Origin of the sequence: uncultured Polaribacter sp. (genome assembly GCF_947495205.1) — a bacterium.
GTDB lineage: Bacteria > Bacteroidota > Bacteroidia > Flavobacteriales > Flavobacteriaceae > Polaribacter.
Genome location: NZ_CANLXV010000005.1, coordinates 217535 through 242415 on the forward strand (window position 1 = coordinate 217535; position 24881 = coordinate 242415).

At 29.2% G+C, this 24881-nt stretch carries 24 protein-coding genes; 9 read left to right on the forward strand and 15 right to left on the reverse strand.

From position 1 onward, the window contains the following. Positions 1–123 precede the first annotated feature (123 nt). Together Q0762_RS06920 and lon are read right to left on the reverse strand one after the other, a co-directional pair. Positions 124–300, reverse strand: coding sequence for a hypothetical protein (locus Q0762_RS06920; RefSeq protein ID WP_298765201.1), 177 nt, complete (start codon positions 298–300; stop codon positions 124–126). Positions 301–753: 453 nt separating this feature from the next. After that, positions 754–3207, reverse strand: a complete 2454-nt coding sequence (gene lon, locus Q0762_RS06925; RefSeq protein ID WP_298765203.1) for an endopeptidase La — start codon at positions 3205–3207, stop codon at positions 754–756. 192 nt (positions 3208–3399) lie between these two features. Here lon and Q0762_RS06930 point away from each other — a divergent pair, with 192 nt between their 5' ends. Together Q0762_RS06930 and ttcA are read left to right on the forward strand one after the other, a co-directional pair. Continuing rightward, a complete protein-coding gene (locus tag Q0762_RS06930) occupies positions 3400–3786 on the forward strand; it encodes a DUF2306 domain-containing protein (RefSeq protein ID WP_298765204.1) in 387 nt (128 codons plus the stop codon). Between the two features lie 61 nt (positions 3787–3847). Next, entirely contained in the window at positions 3848–4642 is a 795-nt protein-coding gene (gene ttcA, locus Q0762_RS06935; RefSeq protein ID WP_298765206.1) for a tRNA 2-thiocytidine(32) synthetase TtcA, read from the forward strand. A gap of 17 nt (positions 4643–4659) precedes the next feature. On the opposite strand, the gene Q0762_RS06940 is transcribed toward ttcA, so the two are convergent. Then, positions 4660–5835 (reverse strand): GlmU family protein, encoded by a 1176-nt coding sequence (locus Q0762_RS06940; protein ID WP_298765208.1) that lies wholly within the window; start codon positions 5833–5835, stop codon positions 4660–4662. Positions 5836–5930: 95 nt separating this feature from the next. Further along, entirely contained in the window at positions 5931–6704 is a 774-nt protein-coding gene (locus tag Q0762_RS06945) for a choice-of-anchor V domain-containing protein (RefSeq protein ID WP_298765210.1), read from the reverse strand. Between the two features lie 263 nt (positions 6705–6967). Between Q0762_RS06945 and Q0762_RS06950 the strand changes: the two genes are divergently transcribed. Together Q0762_RS06950 and Q0762_RS06955 are read left to right on the forward strand one after the other, a co-directional pair. Beyond that, positions 6968–7351, forward strand: a complete 384-nt coding sequence (locus Q0762_RS06950) for a 6-phosphogluconate dehydrogenase (RefSeq protein ID WP_298765212.1) — start codon at positions 6968–6970, stop codon at positions 7349–7351. Then, on the forward strand, positions 7344–7895 hold the full coding sequence (locus Q0762_RS06955) for an acyl-CoA thioesterase (RefSeq protein WP_298765214.1): 552 nt from the start codon (positions 7344–7346) through the stop codon (positions 7893–7895). Before Q0762_RS06950 ends, Q0762_RS06955 begins: the two co-directional genes overlap by 8 nt. 6 nt (positions 7896–7901) lie before the next feature. On the opposite strand, the gene Q0762_RS06960 is transcribed toward Q0762_RS06955, so the two are convergent. Together Q0762_RS06960 and holA are read right to left on the reverse strand one after the other, a co-directional pair. Continuing rightward, the gene (locus tag Q0762_RS06960; RefSeq protein WP_298765216.1) at positions 7902–8354 is read right to left on the reverse strand and encodes a DUF1569 domain-containing protein; all 453 of its coding nucleotides are present in this window, start codon (positions 8352–8354) and stop codon (positions 7902–7904) included. A 10-nt stretch (positions 8355–8364) separates the two neighbouring features. Then, on the reverse strand, positions 8365–9366 hold the full coding sequence (holA, locus tag Q0762_RS06965) for a DNA polymerase III subunit delta (RefSeq protein WP_298765218.1): 1002 nt from the start codon (positions 9364–9366) through the stop codon (positions 8365–8367). A gap of 70 nt (positions 9367–9436) precedes the next feature. Here holA and Q0762_RS06970 point away from each other — a divergent pair, with 70 nt between their 5' ends. Beyond that, positions 9437–9880, forward strand: coding sequence for a type I restriction enzyme HsdR N-terminal domain-containing protein (locus Q0762_RS06970; RefSeq protein WP_298765220.1), 444 nt, complete (start codon positions 9437–9439; stop codon positions 9878–9880). 1 nt (position 9881) lies between these two features. Here Q0762_RS06970 and Q0762_RS06975 read toward each other — a convergent pair whose 3' ends face one another. The 4 genes from Q0762_RS06975 to Q0762_RS06990 are packed head-to-tail and all read right to left on the reverse strand — an operon-like array spanning position 9882 to position 14269. Further along, complete coding sequence (locus Q0762_RS06975; RefSeq protein ID WP_298765222.1) at positions 9882–10397, reverse strand: DinB family protein; 516 nt, start codon at positions 10395–10397, stop codon at positions 9882–9884. A 5-nt stretch (positions 10398–10402) separates the two neighbouring features. After that, positions 10403–10981, reverse strand: a complete 579-nt coding sequence (locus tag Q0762_RS06980) for a sugar transferase (protein ID WP_298765224.1) — start codon at positions 10979–10981, stop codon at positions 10403–10405. Positions 10982–10983: 2 nt separating this feature from the next. After that, the gene (locus tag Q0762_RS06985; protein WP_298765225.1) at positions 10984–13455 is read right to left on the reverse strand and encodes a polysaccharide biosynthesis tyrosine autokinase; all 2472 of its coding nucleotides are present in this window, start codon (positions 13453–13455) and stop codon (positions 10984–10986) included. Between the two features lie 4 nt (positions 13456–13459). Further along, positions 13460–14269 (reverse strand): polysaccharide biosynthesis/export family protein, encoded by an 810-nt coding sequence (locus tag Q0762_RS06990; RefSeq protein WP_298765226.1) that lies wholly within the window; start codon positions 14267–14269, stop codon positions 13460–13462. Positions 14270–14357: 88 nt separating this feature from the next. Here Q0762_RS06990 and Q0762_RS06995 point away from each other — a divergent pair, with 88 nt between their 5' ends. The 4 genes from Q0762_RS06995 (at position 14358) to secA (ending at position 19741) form a co-directional block, all read left to right on the forward strand. After that, positions 14358–15134, forward strand: a complete 777-nt coding sequence (locus Q0762_RS06995) for a class I SAM-dependent methyltransferase (RefSeq protein ID WP_298765227.1) — start codon at positions 14358–14360, stop codon at positions 15132–15134. 159 nt (positions 15135–15293) lie between these two features. Beyond that, on the forward strand, positions 15294–15866 hold the full coding sequence (locus tag Q0762_RS07000; RefSeq protein WP_298765229.1) for a cob(I)yrinic acid a,c-diamide adenosyltransferase: 573 nt from the start codon (positions 15294–15296) through the stop codon (positions 15864–15866). Between the two features lie 168 nt (positions 15867–16034). Then, complete coding sequence (locus tag Q0762_RS07005) at positions 16035–16256, forward strand: DUF2795 domain-containing protein (protein ID WP_015479930.1); 222 nt, start codon at positions 16035–16037, stop codon at positions 16254–16256. 146 nt (positions 16257–16402) lie between these two features. Continuing rightward, the gene (gene secA, locus Q0762_RS07010; protein WP_298765244.1) at positions 16403–19741 is read left to right on the forward strand and encodes a preprotein translocase subunit SecA; all 3339 of its coding nucleotides are present in this window, start codon (positions 16403–16405) and stop codon (positions 19739–19741) included. Positions 19742–19970: 229 nt separating this feature from the next. Here secA and folE read toward each other — a convergent pair whose 3' ends face one another. The 5 genes from folE to nadC form a co-directional block, all read right to left on the reverse strand. Beyond that, positions 19971–20636 carry a GTP cyclohydrolase I FolE gene (gene folE / locus Q0762_RS07015; protein ID WP_298765246.1) on the reverse strand — a complete coding sequence of 222 codons (666 nt, stop codon included), beginning with the start codon at positions 20634–20636 and terminating at the stop codon, positions 19971–19973. A 227-nt stretch (positions 20637–20863) separates the two neighbouring features. Further along, on the reverse strand, positions 20864–22228 hold the full coding sequence (gene hisS, locus Q0762_RS07020) for a histidine--tRNA ligase (RefSeq protein WP_298765248.1): 1365 nt from the start codon (positions 22226–22228) through the stop codon (positions 20864–20866). 109 nt (positions 22229–22337) lie between these two features. Next, a complete protein-coding gene (locus Q0762_RS07025) occupies positions 22338–23285 on the reverse strand; it encodes a YihY/virulence factor BrkB family protein (RefSeq protein ID WP_298765251.1) in 948 nt (315 codons plus the stop codon). Between the two features lie 71 nt (positions 23286–23356). After that, positions 23357–23926 carry a pentapeptide repeat-containing protein gene (locus Q0762_RS07030; protein ID WP_298765254.1) on the reverse strand — a complete coding sequence of 190 codons (570 nt, stop codon included), beginning with the start codon at positions 23924–23926 and terminating at the stop codon, positions 23357–23359. A 76-nt stretch (positions 23927–24002) separates the two neighbouring features. Next, the gene (nadC, locus tag Q0762_RS07035; RefSeq protein ID WP_298765256.1) at positions 24003–24860 is read right to left on the reverse strand and encodes a carboxylating nicotinate-nucleotide diphosphorylase; all 858 of its coding nucleotides are present in this window, start codon (positions 24858–24860) and stop codon (positions 24003–24005) included. Positions 24861–24881 lie beyond the last annotated feature (21 nt).

Consider the following 24881-nt stretch of genomic DNA (forward strand, 5'->3'; position numbering starts at 1 on the left):
ATGTATCACTATTTAAATCATCTAAACTTGTTATTCCAATATCGTTATTTAAAGGTATTAATGCTTCTTTATTATTTATATTTATACCTCACAATACCTAGTAACATTTTAAATATTATTTTATCATAAATTTTCTTTTGAATATTCCTGCTTTAATTCTTCTTCTGTAGCAGTAAATCTATGATTTACTAAAAAACCTTGGTAGTATATTTCTTTATATTCGCCATAATTCTCACTTTCTTCTAATGTATTAATTGAGCTAGTGTTCTCTATGAATTCTTCTTCTTTTTGGCATCCCATTAAAAATAAAATAAATGGAATTAATGCAAAGTTTTTTCTGTAAGTTTTTCATTTAAATAATTTTTTATGAAAATAGTACTTTTTACTATCACAAAAAAAGAGGAAAACACCTATTTTTATTATTCTTATCAATGTGAGAAATAATTTTTAATTTGTTTGTTTATTGTAATTTATGTTTAAATCTATAATTTCACACTCCGCTTTTTGTCTCATATATACATAGAAAGTAAAACTTTTCTAATCATAAAAGCTTCTTAAAAAGTCTAGCCCGGATTGAAACGGCATCCTTTTTTTTGATAAATAGCCTTTAGTATCTGTAAAAAAACTGCTGTTATTTATAAAGCTATAACTATTTTAAAATGTCTAAATTAAAAAAAAGATATAGTGGAAAGCTGGAAATAGCTCCAAAAAAAAAGCCTTTAAAAATTAAACGATTTCTAAAGGCTTTTGTTTTTAATCTAATTTCTTAGCATTGGTAACTTTTTGTTTTGTTAAAGCAATATCTATAACTTGTTTCATATCTGTTACGTAATGAAAAGTAAGCCCTTTTAAATAGCTTTCTTTAATTTCTAAGATGTCCTTTCTATTATCATCACACAGAATTATTTCTTTAATATTTGCTCTTTTAGCTGCTAGTATTTTTTCTTTAATTCCGCCAACTGGTAACACTTTACCACGTAGGGTAATTTCGCCAGTCATGGCTAGTTTATTTTTAACTTTGCGTTGAGTAAAAGAGGAAATTAAAGAGGTTAACATGGTAATACCTGCACTTGGCCCATCTTTTGGTGTTGCACCTTCTGGAACGTGAATATGCACGTTGTAGTTTTCTAAAATTTTTGGTTTAACACCAAACGTTTCTGCGTTTGCTTTAATATATTCTAGGGCAATTGTTGCAGATTCTTTCATAACTTTACCTAAATTACCTGTAATAGAAAGGTTTCCTTTTCCTTTAGATAAAATAGATTCTATAAATAGAATATCTCCACCAACACTTGTCCATGCTAAACCTGTAACTACACCTGCAACACCATTATTCTCATATTTATCTCTATTTCTTGGTGTGCCTAAAATTTCTTCTACTTTTTTGGTAGTTAATGCAATTTCATAAGCTTCTTCTAATGCAATAGATTTTGCGGCAAAACGTACCACTTTTGCAATTTGCTTTTCTAAACCTCTTACTCCAGATTCTCTTGTATAACCTTCTACAACTGTTTCTATTTGTGCTTTACCTAATTTTAGATCTTTGGTTGTTAAACCGTGTTCTTTTAATTGTTTAGGCAATAAATGTCTTTTGGCAATTTCTACTTTTTCTTCTAAAGTATAACCTGTAACATTTATAATTTCCATTCTATCTCTTAAAGCCCAGGGAATTTGACCTAAGTTATTAGCAGTTGCAATAAATAGAATTTTAGATAAATCGTAACCAACTTCTAAATAATTGTCATAAAAAGCTTCGTTTTGTTCTGGATCTAAAACCTCTAACATTGCAGATGAAGGATCTCCTTGATGACTTTGCCCTAATTTATCAATTTCATCTAAAACAAAAACAGGGTTAGAACTTTCTGCCTTTTTTAAATTCTGAATTAAACGCCCAGGCATTGCCCCAATATAGGTTTTTCTATGGCCACGAATTTCTGCTTCGTCTCTTAAACCGCCTAAAGACATGCGCACATATTTTCTACCCAAAGCTTCTGCTACAGATTTTCCTAAAGAAGTTTTACCAACTCCTGGAGGACCGTACAAACAAATTATTGGCGATTTCATATCTTTTCTTAACTTTAAAACAGCCAAATGTTCTATAATTCTGTCCTTTACTTTTTCTAGACCAAAGTGATCTCTATCTAGTATTTTTTGACCTCTTTTTAAATCGAATTTATCTTCTGTATATTCTCCCCAAGGCAATTCTAGCATTAACTCTAAATAGTTTCTTTGCACGCCAAACTCTGCCATTTGCGGATTCATACGTTTTAAACGTCCTAATTCTTTCTCAAAAACGGCAGCAACTTCTTTATTCCATTTTTTAGTTTTTCCTTTTAAGCGCATTTCTTCTAACTCTTGGTCATTAGAAACGCCACCTAATTCTTCTTGTATGGTTTTTAATTGCTGATGCAAATAATATTCTCTTTGTTGCTGATCTAAATCTTCTCTTGTTTTAGATTGAATATCATTACGCAACTTTAATTTTTGAAGCTCTTTATTTAAATTTTTCAAGGTTAATAAAGCACGTTCTTTTAAATTATCTTGCTCTAAAATAGTTTGCTTTTTAGCCACAGGCAAATCCATATTAGAAGATATAAAATTGACTAAAAAAGAATTTGATTTTATATTTTTTAGTGCAAAAGATGCTTCTGATGGTAACATTGGGTTTTCTTTAATTACCTCTAATGCCTGCTCTTTAACTGCATCTATAATAGCCTCAAACTCTTTTTTATCTGCTATATCTTTATCTTCTACGGCTTCTTTTACGGTTGCTTTTAAATATGGAGTATCTTGAATAATTGTATCTATTTCAAAACGTTTTTTACCTTGTATAATAACCGTTGTGTTGCCATCTGGCATTTTTAAGACACGTAAAATCTGTGCAACAACACCTGTTGTGTTAATGTCTTTTAAAGTTGGCTCTTCTACCTCTTCATTCTTTTGAGCTACAACCCCAATTACTTTATCGCCTTTGTTGGCATCTTTAATTAATTGTATAGATTTATCTCTACCAGCAGTAATAGGTATAACCACACCTGGAAATAAAACGGTGTTTCTTAAAGGTAAAATTGGTAAGGTTTCTGGTACGCTTTCATTATTAATGATTTCTTCATCTTCTGGAGTCATTAAAGGTATCAACTCAGAATCTTCATTCAACATATTTTGAAGCGACATATTGTCTAATCTCATTACTTTTGGTTTGCTCATGTGCTATATATCTGTCATACTGACATTGCATTTTAGAAAACTAAAAAACAACGTGTATTTATTATTTTTAAAGTACTGATAATTAAGTTTATATAAAATAAATTCTCGATTATCAATACTATAAAAACAATTGTTATGCCAAACAAAAAATATATTAATCTTAAAACATTATCTTAGAACAAAAAGTATAAAATGAATTTTAATTATTTAATGTTTGCACATTTAATAACAGTTTTACCCTGTGTTTTAATTGGTGCACTTTTACTTTTGATAAAAAAAGGAACAAAATTGCATAAGAATATGGGTAAATTATATATGATTTTAATGCTAATTACTGCTTTTATAACCTTATTTATGAAAGCACAAGTTGGGCCTAAATTTTTAAATCATTTTGGTTGGATTCATCTTTTTAGCGTGCTTACCTTTTACAGCATTCCCACAGCTTTTTTTGCTGCTAGAAAAGGAGACATAAAAACGCATAAACGAAAAATGATACTGCTTTATTTTGGTGCAATTGTTATTGCTGGCGCATTTACTTTTTATCCTGGTAGATATTTACATTCGTTATTTTTTAATTAATGATGAAATTTATGATGGTTTAAAATTAAAAAATTAATTGCTAACCATTATTTTTGCCTAGATGAAAAACAATAAGCAAACTACAAAAAAGTTACAACGAGCGGTTGCAGAAGCCATTCAACAATTTTCTATGATTGCAAATGGAGATAAAATAATGGTGTGTCTTTCTGGTGGAAAAGATAGTTATACGCTGCTAAACATGATGTTACATTTTAAAAAAGTAGCGCCCATTTCTTTTGAAATTATTGCCGTTAATTTAGATCAAAAACAACCTGGATTTCCTGAACATATTCTACCAAAATATTTAACCAACCTAGGCGTAAATTTTAAAATTATTGAAAAAAATACCTATAAAGTTGTTATGGAAAAAACACCAGAAGGTAAAACCACCTGTAGTTTGTGCTCTCGTTTAAGAAGAGGAACTTTATATGAGGCTGCAAAAGATTTGGGTTGTAATAAAATTGCATTGGGCCACCATAGCAATGATATTTTAGAGACTTTTTTACTGAATTTTCTTTTTGCTGGGAAATTAGAAACGATGCCTCCAAAATTTTTAAATGATGCTGGTGATTTAGAAGTTTTAAGGCCTTTATCTTTTTGTAAAGAAAGTGATATAGAAAACTATTCTGCTGATCAAAAATTTCCTATAATTCCTTGTAACTTATGTGGTTCTCAAGAAAATTTACAACGTAAAAAAGTAAAACAAATGATTACTAGTTGGGAAGCTGAAAGACCCAATACCACAGCTGTTATGATGAATGCTTTACAAAATGTATTTCCATCTCATTTATTAGATCATAAACTATATGATTTTAAGAAATTGAAAAGTAAAGTAGTAGAAAAAAGTATGTTTTAAAAAATTACTTCTAAAAACTAATAGTTTCTATATTTTGCGGTTTGCTCAAAAACGCTTTCTAAGATGCGTTGTTCTATTGCATCAAAATCTAAATTTCTTCTCTTCTTTACGGCTGTTGCCACTTCAAAAACTTTATTGGTTTTGTATTCTGTAAAACCTGCTGCACCACCCCAGCTAAAAGAAGGTACAAAGTTTCTAGGAAAACCACTACCAAAAAGATTTGCGCTAACGCCAATAACGGTTCCTGTATTAAACATAGTATTAATACCACATTTAGAATGATCTCCCATCATTAAACCACAAAACTGTAAACCTGTTTTTGCAAAACGTTCGGTTTCATAACTCCACAATTTTACTTCAGCATAATTATTTTTTAGATTAGAATTATTAGTATCTGCTCCTAAATTACACCACTCTCCAATTACAGAATTCCCTAAATAACCATCGTGTCCTTTACTAGAATAGCCAAAAATTACTGCATTACTTACCTCACCTCCTATTTTAGAAAAAGGACCTACAGTAGTATCTTTATAAATTTTTGCACCCATTTTAAGCACTGCATTCTCGCACATTGCAAAAGGACCTCTTACAGCTACGTTCTCCATAACTGTGGCATTTTTACCTATATAAATAGGGCCTTCTGTAGCGTTTAAAGTGGCAAATGTAATTTGCGCACCTTCTTCTATAAAAATATTTTCTTTGTTTAAAACTTGTACCGTTTCTGGAATAGGTTGTGATGTTTTACCTGCCGTAATTAATTTAAAATCTTGTTGAATTGCTTTACCATTAAACGTAAAAATATCCCAAGTGTTTTTTATTTGAATTAAATCTTCTTCAAATTCGATTTGCTTGTAATCTTCAAAAATTACTTCTTCTTGTTTATCCGTAGAAAAAAAAGCAACAACATCATCTCCTTTAAAAATCGCTTCATTTTCAGAAAGATTTTTTATCTTTTCTATTAAAGATTCCGTAGGACAAAAAGAGGCATTAATTAAAATGTTTTCTGCCATTTCTACCATAGGATATTTTTCTTCTAAATACTCTTCTGTTATGGTAGTTGTAGTTAAACCTAAATATTTTTCCCACTTTTCTCTTATCGTTAAAATACCTATTCTAATATCTGCTACTGGTTTGGTATATGTAAATGGTAAGAGTGCATTTCTAACAGCACCATCAAATAAAATGTAGTTCATTTTGCTTTTTTAAAAACACAAATTTAGTTTAAAATAGTCATAAAAAAAACCGAATGCCAAATGCAATCGGTTTTTAAACTTGAATTCCTAAAAAATTAATTTTTTATAAACCTTTGTGTTCCTATTTTGTCTGCAGTAGATACTTTTAAAAGATAAATTCCTTTAGACAAAGAATTTACATTAATACTGTTATTTGCATCAGAAATATTACGTGTTAATGCCAATCTACCTACAGCATCATAAAACCCTACTTTAGCATTTTCTGTACCAGTTGGCAATTGTAACGTTATTCTGTCTGTTGCAGGGTTTGGAAAACTACTAAATTCTAAACGGTTTGCTTCTGCTATACTTAAAGAAGGTGTTGCAGAATTTGCTGTAACAACTTGATCCTGTCCATCGAAAGCACTTCCGTTTCCATTCGCCGCGTTTACTGCTGTATAAAAAGTTACCTTACCTAAATCTGTTGCTGGAGATCTCCATGTAAAAGACCAATCTCCAGAAGAAGATGGTGATGAATGTGTAATTCTGTCGCCGCTTACTCTAGAACCATTTCCTGCAGTAAATGCACCTACTTTAACATTAGCGTCTGTTTCTGCAACTAACTGAAAACCATGTGTATTAGAAGAAGATGTTGTGTTTACATTAATAGTATAATCTTTATTTAATTCGTAACCAGTTACAGGTATATCTGATGTAATTTCTACAGAAGCGTCAAAATCCCCTCCACTATGACATTGAGCACAAGTATTGCCTCCATCTCCGGGAGATCCAGAACGTCCATCTGTTCTTCCGCCAGAACTTGATATAAGTAAAAAAGCAGATACAGGTATTGCTAAAAGTAAAAATTTAAAAAAGTAGTTTTTTTTCATAATGATTTAAATTAAAGTGAAATTATTTGAAATTTGTCGATTAACGATTTGAAACTTACACAAAAACTTTATTTTAAAGGTGTAAACTTTTGTTAAAAAAGCACATAAACTTTAAAACCCTGTGATTGACAGCGACAAAGTAACTATAATTAATAATTTTTAGAAATAAAAAACTATTGAAAGGGAATATATACCTTTAAAGAGGAGAAATAATTGGTTAAATATTATAAACAAACCTGAAAATAGATTTGTATTTTTGAGCCATGAAAAAAATTATAGGCGTATTACTTACCACAATACTAATTATAACAGCACTTTATTACTGTTTTATCTATTTTATAACCTATAGTAATGGATTTAGATCTGGCGAATTAATAAAAATAAGCAGAAAAGGGGTTTTGGTAAAAACTTGGGAAGGAGAAATAAGTCAAGGTATTTCTGGAGCTCAAACTTTTTCTTTTTCTGTTGAAGATAAAAATATGGAGGTAATTAAAAAGCTGCAAAAATATCAAGGCAGGTATGTAAAATTATCTTACAAAGAACGTTATAAAACTTTTTTTTGGTTAGGAGATACCAAATATTTTATAACAGCAGTAACACAAGAACAATCTCCTCATTTTAGAAGTAAAAACCATACAGATGATTAAAAAGTTTAAATATATTAAAGATTCTCAAATAACAATTACAGAACTAATGTTGCCATCTCACTCTAATTTTAGTGGAAAAATTCATGGAGGCCACATTTTAAATTTAATGGATCAAATTGCCTTTGCATGCGCGTCTAAACATTCAGAAAACTATTGTGTTACTGCTTCTGTAAACAAGGTAGATTTTTTGAATCCCATTGAGGTTGGTGAATTGGTTACCATGAAAGCTTCTATAAATTTTACTGGAAGAACATCTATGGTTGTTGGTTTAAGGGTTGAATCTGAAAACATAAGAACAGGAGAAACAAAACATTGTAATTCTTCTTATTTTACCATGGTTGCTAAAGATGAATTTGGAAAAAGTACGCCTACACCAGGTATTATTTTAACTTCAGAAGCACAAATTAGACGCTTTACAAGATCTATTGTAAGACAAAAGGAAGGACGAAACAGAACGTCTAGATTTAATAGCAATGTTTTTAAATCTGAACATTATATGGATTTATTAAAAGATAGCAATTCTAAAATTGAAATTAATAATTAAAATATTTTAAACACCAAATTGGGTTAAATGATGGTCTAAATGTTTGTAAAAAAGAGTATTCCATTCTTTGGCTGTTAAAGCTCCAAAAGAATCTGATACTTTGCCCTCAAATTCAGACGTCCCTAATTCTTGAGTTTTAATAAGTGCACCAATTAACCTTTGCTTTTCTTCTTCGAAAAAACGCTCATCTGTAATTTTAAATTGTGCCGAAGTTTTGCCATTTTTAGAAAATGGTTTTTCAGAAACTACGGCTTTTTTAATAAAAAGTTTTAAAAATAATTTTACCAATGCATTTGGTTTAGCATGTTTTTGAGTGTAAACCATCTCATAGGGTACGCATAAATGTGCTAACATTTGTTGTACATTCATTTTACCCCAATTAGGTTTGGTTTCTGCTGTTAAGTTTTCTATTCTGGCAATTACTTCTTTTACAATCTCTTTTTCAAAAATGTTTTTCATAGCTTTTTTTTTAATGCATCAATTTAAATAATAATTCTTTTAAAACATCTGCTGTAGTATTATTTGCTCCAACTCCTTTACTTTTAACATCTGCCTCTCTAAGAAATGCTATATTTTGCGCCACTTTTCTCATAGGATAATTTCTTGCAGCTACAAAATACTCGTCCACAAAATAAGGGTTTATTCCTAATTTTTTGGCAACAGTGCTTTTAGATTTATCTTTTAAACCATGAAAAAGTAATAATTGCGTAAAAAAACTATTTAGTAAAGAAATAGTCATTACAATTGGGTTTTTCTTAGGATTTTCTATAAAGTAGTTGATAATTCTATTTGCGCTAACTATATTTTTTTCACCTACCGCTTTCTTCAATTCAAAATTATTAAAATCTTTAGAAATTCCAATATTTTGCTCTATATGTAGGTCTGTTATAATGGTCTCTTGGGGCAGAATTAACATTAATTTACTTAATTCGTTAGAGATTTTACTTAAATCTGTCCCTAAAAATTCTAAAAGCATTTGTGCAGCTTTGGGTTCTATTTTATAGTTTTTACCACTTAAAACTCTACGGATCCAATCTGATACTTGGTAATCTTTTAATTTATTACTTTGGAAAACAATTCCATTTTTTGCAATAACTTTATGTAACTTTTTACGCTTGTCTAATTTTTTGTATTTGTAATTAAAAACTAAAACAGTTGTAGGTTGTGGGTTTTCTGCATACGCAACTAATTTTTCTATATTTCTACTTAAATCTTGGGCTTCTTTTACAATAATTACTTGCCTTTCTGCCATCATTGGGTAGCGTTTTGCAGCAGCCACAATTTCTTCTACAGATACATCTCTACCATACATAATTTGCTGATTAAAGCCTTTATCTGCTTCATCTAAAACATTTTGTTCTATGTAATCAGAAATTTTATCTATATAATAAGGCTCGTCTCCCACTAAAAAATAAATGGGTTTTAAATTGCCCTTTTTAATATCGCTAACAATTGTTTTTATTTCATTCATAAATTAAATTGAAAAATGTTTTCAACCAAAAGTGACAGATTTTACTGAAAATAATTGATATTTTTGTGCAATGCAAAAGTTGAATTTACCTTCATTTCACTTCAAAATCAAAAATAGCGAAAATAAGACGCTCATTTTTGATATTTTGAGAAAAAAATTCTTGGTTTTAACTCCAGAAGAATGGGTTCGTCAACATTTTGTTTATTTTTTATTAGAAACTAAAAAATATCCAAAATCTTTAATTGCTTTAGAAAAACAATTCACAATTAATAACCGAAAAAAAAGAACAGATATTTTAATATTTGATAAAAATGGAAAGCATGATATTATTGTAGAATGCAAAGCGCCTTCTATAAAAATAACACAAGATACTTTTGACCAAATTGCGCGTTACAATTTGGCATTAAAAGCAAATTATTTAATAGTTACCAACGGCTTACAACATTACTATTGCAAAATGGATTTTGAAAATGAGGCTTATATTTTCTTAAGAGAAATACCAGATTATAACTGATTTAATCTTTTAAGTACCGTTCTTTTAAGATATTTACATGGTGTTTTTGATGACCAGAAAAAAGATAGCCTAAAGCCCTAACAGACATTTTATTTTCTGATGCCACGCCTATTCTTAACAATGCTTCTTTAGAAAAACTATTATACAATTGTATGGTAGATTTTCTTAGAGTTTGCATTTCTTCTAACATCTCTGCAAAGTCTCTATCATTTGCATTATCGTTATTAACAAAAATATCCTGATCAAAACCTGGTAAATTTGTTTTATCGTTTCTAGCAAAACACAATGCTCTATAATTAAAAATTCTTTCTGTATCTATAATATGTTGCACCACTTCCTTTATGCTCCACTTGCCTTCCTCGTAACTAAATTCTTGCTTATTTTTTGGCAAACCTGTTAATAAAGTATCAAATTCGTTTTGAGAGCTTTCTAAATTTTCTACGATAGATTTTTCAACTACAGCGACTAATTTTAAATATTGTTCAAAATAAGGGGCGTATTCGTTTTTAGGTATCATATGATTTATTTTAAATGTAAAACTGTTAAAATTGTTTTGATTATAATTACAATATCATTCTTAAAAGAATAATTATTTACATAAGCTGTATTTAATTTCACTTTTTCTGGCCATAAAACAAAATCATTAAACTGTTTTGCATCTGTTTGTTTTGCCAATAATTCTTCCTCATTTGCAAACTTTAAAGTTGCTAAAGAGGTTAAGCCTGGTTTTACGTTTAAAATTATTTTATTTGCGCCATCTAAAACATCTGCATACCCTTTTATATCTGGCCTAGGCCCAACAATGCTCATACTGCCCAAAAACACATTTAAAAGTTGTGGCAATTCGTCTAATTTATTTTTTCGAATAAATTTACCAAATGGCAATATTGTTTTACCAGATTTTAAGCTTTTTATTTTAAAAATTAAAAACAACTTTCCTTTTTTACCAACTCTTTTCTGCACAAAAAAACCAAATTCCTTATGCACAATTGTTGAAATAATAAACAAAACAAAAATTGGAATAATGCATAACATTATTCCAATTAAAGATAAAAAAATATCTAATAATCTCTTTAAAATTCTTTGTTTTAAGGACAGCAAACTTATTTAGTTTTAAAAAAACCAATTATTTTTTGAAAAAAACTTTGTTTTTCTTCATTTTCATGATAGCCATAACCATATCTTCCATAGCCATAACCATAGCCGTAGCCATAACCATAACCGTAGCCATAACCGTATTTACTTTTTATAGAAAAATCATTTAATACATAACTAATGTTGGTTACTTCTTTGTTGCTGTACTTATCATCAATCATCTTCATCATACCTTTTTCTGTATAATTTTGTCTGATAACATAAATAACTGCATCAGAATATTTAAACAATTCTAATGCATCTGATACTAAACCAACTGGAGGTGTATCTATAATAACATAATCATATTTTTGTTTAAGCTCTGCTATCATTTTATCTGCTGCATCACTTAACAACAACTCAGACGGATTAGGAGGTATAGGTCCAGAAAGTATTAAATCTAAATTAGGAATTTTTGTAGGTGTAATAACTTCATCTAAAGTTTTTTGCTTTATTAAATAATTTACAACTCCAACGTCATTAGGTAAATCAAAATCATCATATATTTTTGGTTTTCTTAAATCTAAACCTAACAAAACTGTTTTTTTTCCACTTAAAGCAAAAACAGTAGCCATGTTAATAGAAATCATTGTTTTACCCTCTCCACTTACAGAAGATGTTAATATTAAGGTTTTAGAATCGTCTTTATGAGATGTATTTTTATATAAAAATTGAATGTTAGATCTTAAGGCTCTAAAAGATTCTGCTACAGAAGATTTTGGTCTTTCAAATACGGCTAAATTATTGTTTCCTGTATTTTTACCTACAACACCCAAAACTGGTATGGCATAATTGTTTTGTATTTCTTCTGCCATATGTACTTTATTATCTAATAATTCTCTGATAATAATATAAAACAAAGGAAAAATAACGCCCAACATTAACGCTACTAAATAATTAAAATTTGGATTAGGGTAATTTGGACCCTGTCCTAAATCTTTAGCTGTATCAATTATTTTAACATCAGAAACATTAGCTGCAATTGCAGTACCTGCCTCATACTTTTTTTGTTTTAAATAATTATAGTTTGCCTCAGAAATTTCATAATCTCTTTGAAAAGTTAGTAAACCTTGTTCTTGTTTTGGTAATTTTTTCTTTTCAGTTAAATACTTTTTTAAACTAGCATTTAATTTTCTTAGTCTACCTGCATTTAGTCTTAATAAAGAGTTGATGTTTTCTAGAAGATTATTTTTTACAATTTTAATCTCTCTAGACATTTGTATAATGTCTGGATGATTGTCTTTCACTAGATCTCTTAACACCTCTCTTTTACTAGATTTTAATACCAACTCATTAATTAAATTAGTAATTTTGGGATCTTCTATTTGTAAGGTTGCTGGTACTAAATTATCTTTATTAAAAGTTGTATTACTTTTTAAATAACTATTTAAATTGGTTAAATAATCATTATAGTTTTGTAATTGTAATTTTTCTTTTTCTAAAATAATTGTTTCTCCAAAAATTTCTGTCCCTTGAGAAGATAAATCGAAAATATTATTGGTTTCCCTGTAATTTCCTAAATCTTTTTCTAACTTTTTTAAATTTACAGCCTCTGCTTTAAATAAAGTATCTATGTACGCTTGCGTTCTAACGGCATATTCTATTTTTTGAATTTGTTTTACAGAATCTAAAACCTTTACAGTCGCATTTAAATAAGCTTCTATTCTTTTTTTGTTTCTACCCTGCAATTGCAGTTTTAACATAGAAGCTGCGTTTGTGATGCTGCTTACGCCTACACCTCTGTTGCCAGATACAGTGCCATCAAAACTTGCAAATTTTATATAATATTTTTCTCCAATTGTAAAAGGTTTAATTTGCTGAAGCTTAAAGTTTAAAAAAGGTGTGCTAATTGTTTCGCCTACTTTATAAGTCTTAGAAAAAGACTTTTGCGAAGATGGTCTAGAATCTATAGTGTTTGTATCATAATGAATAACAGAATTATTACCAAATTCGTTAAAATCAAAAGAAAGTTTAAATGTATCTTCTCCAACAAATTCTATCTGTATTAACTTATTTAAAATTTGAGATTTATTAGTGTTTAATTTAATTACAAAAGGAGTGTAGCCATATTTGTCTTCTAATCTAAATTTACCTTCTTGTAAATATTCTATAAAAAAATTAAGTCTTTTAACAACTATTTCATTGTGTGATCTCGATTTTAAAATCACCTTAACTGTCTCTAACTCATCACTTGCACCTCCCCAATTAAAAGCAATATTTGTTCCTGTAGAAAATAAAGGATTATTTTCTTCTTTCACAGAAATAATAGTATCTAAAGTATACTTTTTCTGTAAGTAACCATTCATAAATTTTGCAACAACAAGTGCTATAATAATGGCCACTAAAAAAAGTTTCCAATACGCCAAAACTTTATAGATATAGTCTTTTATATCTATATTACCAACAGGGCTAGCATTAGATATTTTTGTTTTATTATTCATGCGATTATAAATTTCTTGCTAAAATAATGGTTGATGTTACTAAAGTAAATATAGAAATAACGGTAGATAAACTTTGTAAGCCTGTTGTACCAGTTCCCCAAGATTTTTCTTTTAAAGGTTTTATGTTTATAATATCATTAGGTTTTATGTAAAAAACAGCTTTATTTAAAACAGCTACTTTAGTTAAATCTAAGGTAAACTTTTCTGTTCCTTTGTTTGTTGTTCTTAATATTTCTACTTCCTCTCTATTTCCTACATCAGAAATATCACCAGAATTTGCAATAGCATCTATTATAGAAACTCTATTTTGAAAAATTATATTAGTTCCTGGCTGATTAATTTCTCCTATAATTGTATATCGAATTCCAGATAATTTAACAGAAACAAACAAACTGTTATCATTATTTATATATTCTTCCCTTAATTTAGTCTCTATCTTTTTTCTTACTTCTAGCGTTGTATATCCTAAAACATTAATATTACCCAATGTTGGTACCCTAATATTCCCATAATTATCTACACTGTAATCAGAAAAATATCCTACATTACTTCCTTGGCCACCACCTGCTCCATTTATATTTGCATTGTTGTTACCACCCGCGTTATTTTTTTGAAAAGCTGCTACAATTTCTGGGTTTTTAGAAGTGATATTTATGTTTAAAATATCATCTACCTGAAGTTTATAGGGCACATTATTTATTCTCTTTATTTCTGAATTAGTTGTGGGCTTTCCTTGTAAATAAGTTAGTTCTTTATTAGAAACACAAGAGCTATAAACTACTCCTAAAACGAGTAATAGTAAATATTTTTTCATTATAAATTTTTAGTAAGAATAGTTACAAATATACTTTTTATAAGTGTAAAGCTATAATTTTATTTTACTTTCGTTTTTATTTTTTAAAATGTTATTTCAACCTATAAAATATTTCTTTTTTTTACTAAAAGCTTCCAACCAACATGGAGTGCATTCTCCTTTTGTTTACAACCTAGTAACCAATTGTTTCTATGCTAAAAAAGACCAAATAAAATGGTTGAAACACAAAACTATAAAACAAACACTTCTTAAAAATGAAAATTCGATAAAAGTAACTGATTTTGGTGCTGGTTCTAGAATATTTAAAGACGAAGATAGAAAAATTAGTAAAATTGCTAAAATTGCAGGTATCTCTAACAAAAAAGCAAACTTACTACTAAAAATAACAAAATATTTTAAACCCAATACTATTTTAGAAATGGGTACTTCTCTAGGTTTAGGTACTGCAGCTTTAAAATTAGGCGCAGAAAATGCTGCAATTACAACATTAGAAGGTTGCCCTGAAACCGCAAAAATAGCCGAAGAAATGTTTTTAAAAAATAATTTCACTCATATTAAAATTATTAATGGAGATTTTAAAGAAACACTTTTACCTTCAATAAAAAACAACAAGTTCGATTGTTTTTATTTTGATGGAAATCACACAAAAAAAGCGACCTTAAATTATTTTGAAACTTGTTTAAATTCCATACATAACAACTCTTTTTTTATTTTTGATGATATTTACTGGAACAAAGAAATGTTAGCAGCTTGGGAAATCATTAAAAAACACAAAAGCGTAACTGTTACTGTAGATGTTTTTTATTTTGGACTAGTTTTCTTTAGAAAAGAACAAGCCAAAGAACATTTTAAGATTAGAGTTTAAACTGCCATTTCTTTTTATTGCTTTTCAAAAAAGAATCAACTGTTAAAAGGTGTTAACTTATAAATATCAGTAACGATTACTTTGTAACTTTGGGACTTAAAATTCTTAGCTTTTCAAAAGCTTATAATTTTGAAACTTTAAAACGTTGAAACTACAAAAATGAAAATATATACAAAAACTGGCGATTCTGGAACTACTGCATTATTTGGTGGCACACGCGTAAAAAAATACAATAATCGTATAGAAGCCTATGGCACAGTAGACGAATTAAATTCTTACATTGGTTTAATTAAAGACCAAGAAATTTCTGTAAATATAAAAACGGCACTTTTAAAAATACAAAACGAATTATTTACTTTGGGAGCAATGTTAGCAACTCCACCAGAAAAAGAAACTTTAAAATCTGGAAAAGAACGTTTAAATATTCCTAAAATAAATGAAGATTCTATTGCATTTTTAGAAACTGAAATTGATAAAATGGATAATGATTTACCACAAATGACTCATTTTATTCTTCCTGGTGGTCATCAAGCCGTGTCATTCTGTCACGTAGCAAGATGCGTTTGCAGACGCGCAGAAAGATTAACGGTTGTTTTAAATGATGAAGAACGACTTAATGAGGCTATTTTAAAATACTTAAACCGACTTTCTGACTATCTTTTTGTGCTGGCACGAAAATTGTCTTTAGATTTAGAAGTAGATGAAATCAAATGGATTCCATCAAAACAATAAAAAGTTCTTTTTTTATCGATTTGAAGTGTTTTTAAGTAAAAAACAAAATTAAACAACTTAACAACAATAATTTAACTTATTTAAGAAGTGCTTCACAATAAATTTCTTAAAAAAGACTTGCATAATTCCGCAAAAAAATTATTTTTGCACAAAATTAAACAATAAGAAATGTATTGGACATTAGAATTAGCATCTTATTTAGCAGATGCACCTTGGCCAGCAACCAAAGACGAATTAATAGATTATGCTATTAGAACTGGAGCTCCTTTAGAAGTTGTAGAAAACTTACAGGATATAGAAGATGAAGGTGATGCATACGATTCTATTATAGAGATTTGGCCAGATTATCCCACAGAGGATGATTATCTTTGGAACGAAGATGAATATTAAATCAGTAAAAAATATAAAAAGTCTCTAAAGAGGCTTTTTTTTTGTTTTAAATTTGTCAAATAAAAACAATCGTATTTCGTTTTCTAAAAACCTGATAAACAACCAAATAATAAGCAACCTAATTTGCTTTTAAAAAAAATATAAAAATGAATATTTTAAACGCCGTTATAAAACTTTTTGTTGGAGACAAACAAGAAAAAGATTTAAAGACTTTACAACCTATTGTAGATAATGTTAGAAAATTTGAAAATGAATTTTCTAAGCTTTCACATGACCAATTAAGAGCTAAAACATTAGAATTTAAAGCGCAAATTAAAGAAGCTACTAAAACATTTACAGATAAAATTACCGTTTTAGAAGAAGAAGCAAAATCTGCAGATATAGATAGGCAAGAAGATATTTATACAGAAATAGACGCTTTAAAAGATGAAGCCTATACCGTTTCTGAAAATGTTTTAGAAGAAATAATGCCAGCCGCTTTTGCCGTAGTTAAAGAAACCGCAAAACGTTTTGTAGAAAATGCAGAAATTGAAGTAACAGCAACTCCTTTTGATAGAGAATTATCTGCAGAAAGAGAAAACGTAGTCTTAGAAGGCGATAAAGCCTATTGGGCAAATTCTTGGGATGCTGCAGGTAAACCAATTACTTGGGACATGATACATTATGATGTGCAGTTAATTGGTGGTTCTGTTTTACACCAAGGTAAAATTGCAGAAATGATGACAGGTGAAGGAAAAACCTTAGTTTCTACCTTACCCGTTTACCTAAATGCTTTAACAGGTAATGGTGTGCATTTGGTTACTGTAAATGATTACTTAGCAAAACGAGATAAAGCGTGGATGGCTCCAATGTTTGAATTTCATGGTTTTACAACAGATTGTATCGATTATCATCAACCAAATTCAGATGCTAGAAGAAAAGCCTATAATGCAGACATTACGTATGGTACCAATAACGAATTTGGTTTTGATTACTTACGTGATAATATGGCAAGTTCCAAAGACGATTTGGTACAAAGAGCACCCAATTATGCCATTATAGATGAAGTAGATTCTGTTTTAATTGATGATGCAAGAACACCTTTAATTATCTCTGGTCCAATACCACAAGGAGATAGACATGAGTTTACAGAACTAAAACCGTTAGTTGCAGATATTGTTAGCTTGCAAAAACAAAAATTAGTTGGTGTTTTGGCAGAAGCTAAAAAATTAATTGCAGATGGTAATGATAAAGATGGTGGTTTTTTACTTTTAAGAGTTTATAGAGGTTTACCAAAAAACAAAGCATTAATTAAGTTTTTATCTCAAGAAGGTATCAAACAAATCTTGCAGAAAACAGAAAACTATTACATGCAAGATAACAACAAATTAATGCCAGAAGTAGATGAAGATTTATGGTTTGTTGTAGAAGAAAAAAATAATCAAATTGATTTAACAGATAAAGGAATTGCACATTTATCAGAAAAAACAAACAACGATTCTTTCTTTGTTTTACCAGATATTGGTGTAAAAATTGGTCAAATTGATGCATCTGATAAAACTGCAGAAGAAAAAGCGGCTGAAAAAGAAGAATTATACAAAGATTTTAGCATAAAAAGTGAGCGTATTCATACCATGAATCAACTTTTAAAAGCTTATACAGTTTTTGAAAAAGATGTGGAATATGTTGTTATGGACAACAAAGTTATGATTGTTGATGAGCAAACAGGTCGTATTATGGATGGTCGTCGTTATTCAGACGGATTGCACCAAGCCATAGAAGCCAAAGAAAATTGTAAAATTGAAGATGCAACTCAAACTTTTGCAACGGTAACTTTACAAAATTACTTTAGAATGTATCGTAAACTGTCTGGTATGACAGGAACAGCTATTACAGAAGCTGGCGAGTTATGGGAAATTTACAAACTAGATGTTGTAGAAATTCCTACCAACAAACCAATTCAAAGAGATGATAAACAAGATTTAGTTTATAAAACGGCTCGAGAAAAATACAACGCAGTAATTGAAGATATTGTAAAATTAGTTGCAGAAAAAAGACCAGTTCTGGTAGGTACAACTTCTGTAGAAATATCTGAATTATTAGGTAGAATGTTACAAATGCGTAAAATTCCACATAATATTTTAAATGCAAAATTACACAAACGTGAGGCAGATGTTGTTGCTGAAGCTGGTAATCCTGGTGTGGTAACTATTGCAACAAACATGGCTGGTCGTGGTACAGATATTAAACTTTCTGCAGCAGTAAAAGAAGCTGGTGGTTTAGCAATTATAGGTACAGAACGTCATGATTCTAGAAGGGTTGATAGACAGTTAAGAGGACGTGCAGGAAGACAAGGAGATGTTGGTTCTTCTCAATTCTATGTTGCTTTAGATGATAATTTAATGCGTTTATTTGGTTCTGACAGAATTGCAAAAATGATGGATAGAATGGGATTAAAAGAAGGTGAAGTTATTCAACATTCTATGATTACCAAATCTATAGAAAGAGCGCAAAAGAAAGTAGAAGAAAACAACTTTGGTATTAGAAAGCGTTTGTTAGAGTATGATGATATTATGAACTCACAACGTGAATTTGTTTACAAAAGAAGAAGAAATGCTTTAGATGGTAAACGTTTGCAAGTAGATATTGCAAATATGATTTATGATACTTGTGAATCAATTATCAATAGTAATAAAGCTGTAAAAGATTTTCAAAATTTTGAGTTTGAGTTGATTAAATTCTCCTCTATGACATCTCCTTTCTCTGAAGATGAATTTACAAAATTATCTGAAAAAGAATTAACAGATAAACTATATGATATTGTTAACGAACATTATAAAAATAAAATTGAAAGAAATAGTGTTTTAGCTTTCCCTGTTATAAAAGATGTTTATGAAAATGAAGGTGATAGATATGAACGTATTGTTGTGCCTTTTACAGACGGAATTAAATCTTTACAAGTTGTTACCAATTTAAAAGAAGCTTACGAAAGTGAAGGAAAAAGTTTAGTAACAGATTTTGAAAAAAATATTACACTTGCCATTATAGATGAAAATTGGAAAGAGCATTTACGTAAAATGGACGAGTTAAAACAGTCTGTACAAAATGCTTCTTACGAACAAAAAGACCCACTTTTAATTTATAAGTTTGAAGCTTTTGAATTGTTTAAAACTACTGTAGATGATATTAATAAAGAAGTATTATCTTTCTTATTTAAAGGTGAATTACCACAACAATCAAATCAGATTTCTGAAGCACGTCAGCAAAAAAGAGAAAGTTTAAGTACTAGTAAAGCAGATGTACAAAACACAACTGAACAAGCTATTTCTAACTCAAGACAACAGTCTGCAGAACCTGTAGAAACAGTTGTTAGAGAACAACCAAAAATTGGTAGAAACGAGCGTGTTACTATTAAAAACGTAATGAGTGGCGATGAAAAAGAAGTGAAATTTAAACAAGCCATTCCTTTAATAGAAAAAGGAGAATGGGTAGTTGTTCAAAAATAATTGGCACTATTTTTTTAATAAAATTAAAGTCTGTTTAGAAAATACTAAACAGACTTTTTTTTATGAATTCATTCAACCTAAAATCACAATATTATAGTTTATAAGACAAAAGAAATCCCACAGAAAAATAGCGAAGATTGGATAATTAGAAAACAAAAAAAAATCCGTTAAGAATTAATTCTTAACGGATTTTTTTTTGAAATACTCTTGTTTGTACAGCAATTAAAAGCTAGAATTGGGTATCCATTTGTAAATACTGTAAAAACTCTTTTTTAGTTTCCTTTTCTTTAAATTTACCTCCAAATTCTGAAGTTACTGTAGAACTTTCAATATCTTTAATTCCTCTAGAATTCACACATAAATGTTTGGCATCTATAACACAAGCTACATCTTCTGTACCTAAAGCATTTTGCATTTCTTGCACAATTTGCATCGTTAAACGCTCTTGAACCTGTGGTCTTTTTGCAAAATATTCTACAATTCTATTCATTTTAGACAAGCCAATTACTTTACCATTAGAAATATAAGCCACATGTGCTCTGCCAATAATTGGTAATAAATGGTGCTCGCAAGTAGAGTACACAACAATGTTTTTTTCTACCAACATTTCACCATAATTGTAGTTATTTTCAAAAGTAGATGCTTTGGGTTTGTTTACGGGATTTAAGCCCATAAACATCTCATTTACAAAAGCTTTTGCAACTCTTTTTGGTGTTCCTTGTATACTATCGTCGTTTAAATCCATTCCTAAAGTATGTAGAATGTCTTTTACGCTATTTTCTATTTTGGCTATTTTTTCTTGGTCAGAAATGGCAAAAGCGTCTTCCCTTAAAGGGTTTTTTGCTGATGTTGCTATATGATTTTCACCTATTTCGTCTATTCTTTCGTCATTCATTCTTTGTTCGATTCTAATATTTCAAACGTTTATTAAAGTGCAAATTTACAAGTTTACAAACTATTTCGTTTAGTTTTTTATCAATTATAATTATGCATCTATTTTTAAAAACTTTTTTTGCTTTTATTCCTGCTCTTTTTAGAAAGTTTGTGTCTAAAGTATGTATAGAAAAATTTTACTTCTAACAGTTCAATTTACACTGGTTAATAAATTAACAGTTTAGCAAACTACTTTAATTTATCTATTAATTCAGATAATGAACAAGATACTTGCTCGCTAGAATTCATGTTTTTTAATGTAAATAATTCTCCTTCAACTTTAGAAACCACAAACTCAATTGCTCTGTTTGTAACATATTTCCACTGTCTTTTTTGCGCTTTATTGCTTTCGCCTAAGTCAGGATAAAATTCTGATTTGATATTATTCTTTCTCAAGCTTTTTATCGCTTTCATTTTAAGTACATCTGTACTTGCATCAAAATTTAAGAAAATTACCTTTGGTTTTGGCAAATCTACAGACTTAAATAAACCTAATTCTTCTAAAACGAGGTAAATTCTATCCAACCCAAAAGAAATACCAACTCCAGAAATATCTTTTAAGCCAAAAATTCCTGTTAAATCGTCATACCTTCCTCCTCCACCAATAGAACCCATTTTTACACCTTGTGGCGCAGCAACTTCAAAAATTGCGCCTGTATAATAATTTAGGCCTCTTGCCAAAGTTACATCAACTTCTAAATTTGCGGTTTCTAAACCCAATTCATTTACGGCATTAATTACAAAACGCAACTCCTCTACTCCTTTTGTACCTTCTACTGATGTTGCTAACATGTTAGCCAAAGCATCTAGATTTTCTAAACTTGTTCCGTTAAAAGTAAACAAAGGTTGTACTTTTTGTATGGCTTCCTCAGTAATTCCTTTAGAAAGCATTTCTGCCTCAACCTTTTCTTGACCAATTTTATCTAACTTATCTAAAGCTACTGTAAAATCTATTAATTTATCTTGTGCACCAATTACTTCTGCAATACCAGAAAGTATTTTTCTGTTATTCATTTTTATGGTTGTACCCTCTAAACCTAAATTGGTAAAAACAGTATCATACAACTGAATAAATTCTACTTCTTGCCATAAAGATTTGCTTCCAACAACATCTGCATCACATTGAAAAAACTCTCTAAAACGTCCTTTTTGTGGCCTATCTGCTCTCCAAACAGGCTGAATTTGATATCTTTTAAATGGAAAAGTAATATCGTTTTGGTGTTGTACAACATAACGCGCAAAAGGCACTGTTAAATCATATCGTAATGCTTTTTCTGAAATTTGAGTGGTTACTTTTAAACTGTTTTTTTCTGATAAAAGCTGGTCATCTGCTTTCTTTAAAAAATCGCCAGAATTTAAAATTTTAAAAATCAAACGATCTCCTTCTTCACCATATTTGCCCATTAAAGTTGATGAATTCTCAAAACTTGGTGTTTCTATAGGTTGAAATCCGTAAGTTTCAAAAGCGGTTTGAATCGTATTTATAATATAAGTACGATTTGCTACTTCTGTTGGCGAAAAATCTCTGGTTCCTTTTGGGATACTTGGTTTCATTTTTTAATTATGAATTGAAAATTAAACGTTACGAATTATAGTAAAAACCTATGAATTCGTACTTTAAAATTTGTAATTGTGAATTGAGTCGGCAAATATCGTGAAAAAGTTATACTTTTTTGTTAGTTACCACCCTTTTATTTCGTTGTCTTAAACTATAAATAGATGCGTTTAACTCAAAACCCAACAATAAAATCATAGCATTTAACCAAACAAACAACATTAAAATTAAAAGTGTACCAATAGAACCATATAATTGGTTGTATTGTGCAAATTTAAGCACATAAATACCAAACAAATAAAACGTACATAATGATAAGAATGTTGTTAATATTGCCCCAGCAGAAAAAAACCGAATTTCTTTTACTTGCTTTGTTCCATATCTAAACAGTAAAGAGACAATTGTAAAAATCATCAATAAAAAAAGCAAACTTCTACCGTAATAAAATAAATTTAAATCTGTAGTGTCTAGCCAACCTATTTCATCAATTTTTGCCAAAGCTACCTGATAAATTATTACTAAAATAATGGTAACTATTAAAAAAAGAGAAGTTAATAAAGATACTCCTAAAGCTACGAAATACGATTTAAAAACGCTTCTAAACTCAGTAACATGATAGGAATATTCAAATCCGCCAAAAATTGCATTTACACCGTTTGTCATTAAAAAAATAGACAATAAAAAACCAAAAGAAAGCAAACCACCATATTGGTTGTTTACAATATCTCCTATAACCACATTTACGGCTTCAAACGTTTGTGGTGGTAAAATATCTTTTATAAAAGAAAACAAACCCTCTTGAAAACCTTCTATAGGAATGTATGGAATAAGCGTTAAAATAAATAGTAAAAACGGAAAAACCGCCATGAAAAAACTGAATGCAATACCACCAGCTCTTGACGTTAAAGCACCTCTAACAATTCCAATAAAATAGAGTTCTAAAATATCATACAAAGACATCCCTAATAAACCCGGAACTTTTATTTGCTTCCCGAATTTAACAAGCCTCCCAATAATTGGAATTTTTGCCAGTTTGTCTTCTATATCTTTACTCATTTTTTGGAGTTGTCTCTTTTATCTTTTAGAGATTTTATTATTTCGATTTGATTATATCTAAGCTTATAAAATTATTCAATACTAATTTTGTAATCTAGCAACAAGCCATCTATTGTATTTCTGCTAAATTTAGCGCCTTTTAGTTTATTTTCTGAAGGATTGATATTAAAATTAAAGCTTGTTCTAAAATCTACCTTTTCTAAATTTGTATTCTCAAAAATAGCGTTTTTAAAATCTGAATTATTAAAAACACTGTTTGATACATTGGTTTCTGTAAAATCTACTTCTTGTAAATTGCAATTTATAAAGTGTGTACTAGGTATTTTTAATTGATAGAATGAAGAAAAACTTAACTGACAGTCTTTAAAACGAAACTGTAATAAAAAAGTATCTACCTCATTAAATTTTACGCCAATCATTTTACAATTTATAAAATTTGTATCTCTAAAAGCCGTATTTTTTACTATTGTATTGCTAAAGTTACAATCTATAAATTCGCATTCTATAAATTGAATGTTAGAAGCGTGAATTGCTTCAAAATTACAATTTGTAAACGTACAATTGTCATATTCACCTTTATTGATTTTGGTTTTTGTAAAATCTAGTTTTACATAAGATTCACTTTCAAAATAATTATCCATGTTTGTTATTCCTGCTTAGGCAAGCATTTCTTTTTATTTTTAATACTAAAATTCCTGCCTTTGCAGGAATAAAAGCTTAAAACGCTTTTAAACTTAAGTCTAAATTATAAACAGAGTGTGTTAAAGCTCCCGAAGAAATAAAATCTACACCACATTCTGCATAATTTCTAATGGTTTTTTCGTTAATTCCGCCAGAAGATTCTGTTAAACAAGTATCACCAATTAAAGCTACGGCTTTTTTGGTATCTTCAAAATTAAAATTGTCTATTAAAATTCTGTACACACCAGGAACCGATAAAATTTCTTTGATTTCTGCTAAACTTCTAGCTTCTACAATAATTTTAATATCAATATTTTTTTCAGCTAAATAATTTTTAGTTTTTGTAATTGCTTGGGTAATTCCTCCAGCAAAATCTATGTGATTATCTTTAATCATTACCATATCATACAAAGCAAATCTATGGTTTACGCCACCACCAATTTTTACAGCCCATTTTTCTAAAGCCCTTATGCCAGGTGTGGTTTTTCTAGTGTCTAAAATTTTAGTTGATGTACCTTTTAATAAATTTACAAAAAAAGCAGTTTTTGTAGCAATAGCACTCATTCTTTGCATTGCATTTAATACCAAACGCTCTGCCATTAAAATAGATTGTGATTTACCTGAAACATGAAAAACAACATCGCCAAATTTTACTTTTTCTCCGTCATTTATAAAAGTTTCAACCTTTAAATTAGCATCAACATAATTAAAAACTTGTTTTGCAAATGCTACTCCTGCAATAATACCTTCATCTTTAACTAGTAATTTTGCTTTACCAGCTGCACTTGCAGGAATACAAGAAAGTGAAGTATGATCTCCATCGCCAACATCTTCTCTAATGGCGTTTTTTATAATTAAATCTAATTCGTTTTGAAATTGTGCTTCTGATATCATAAATTATATATTCTGATGTAA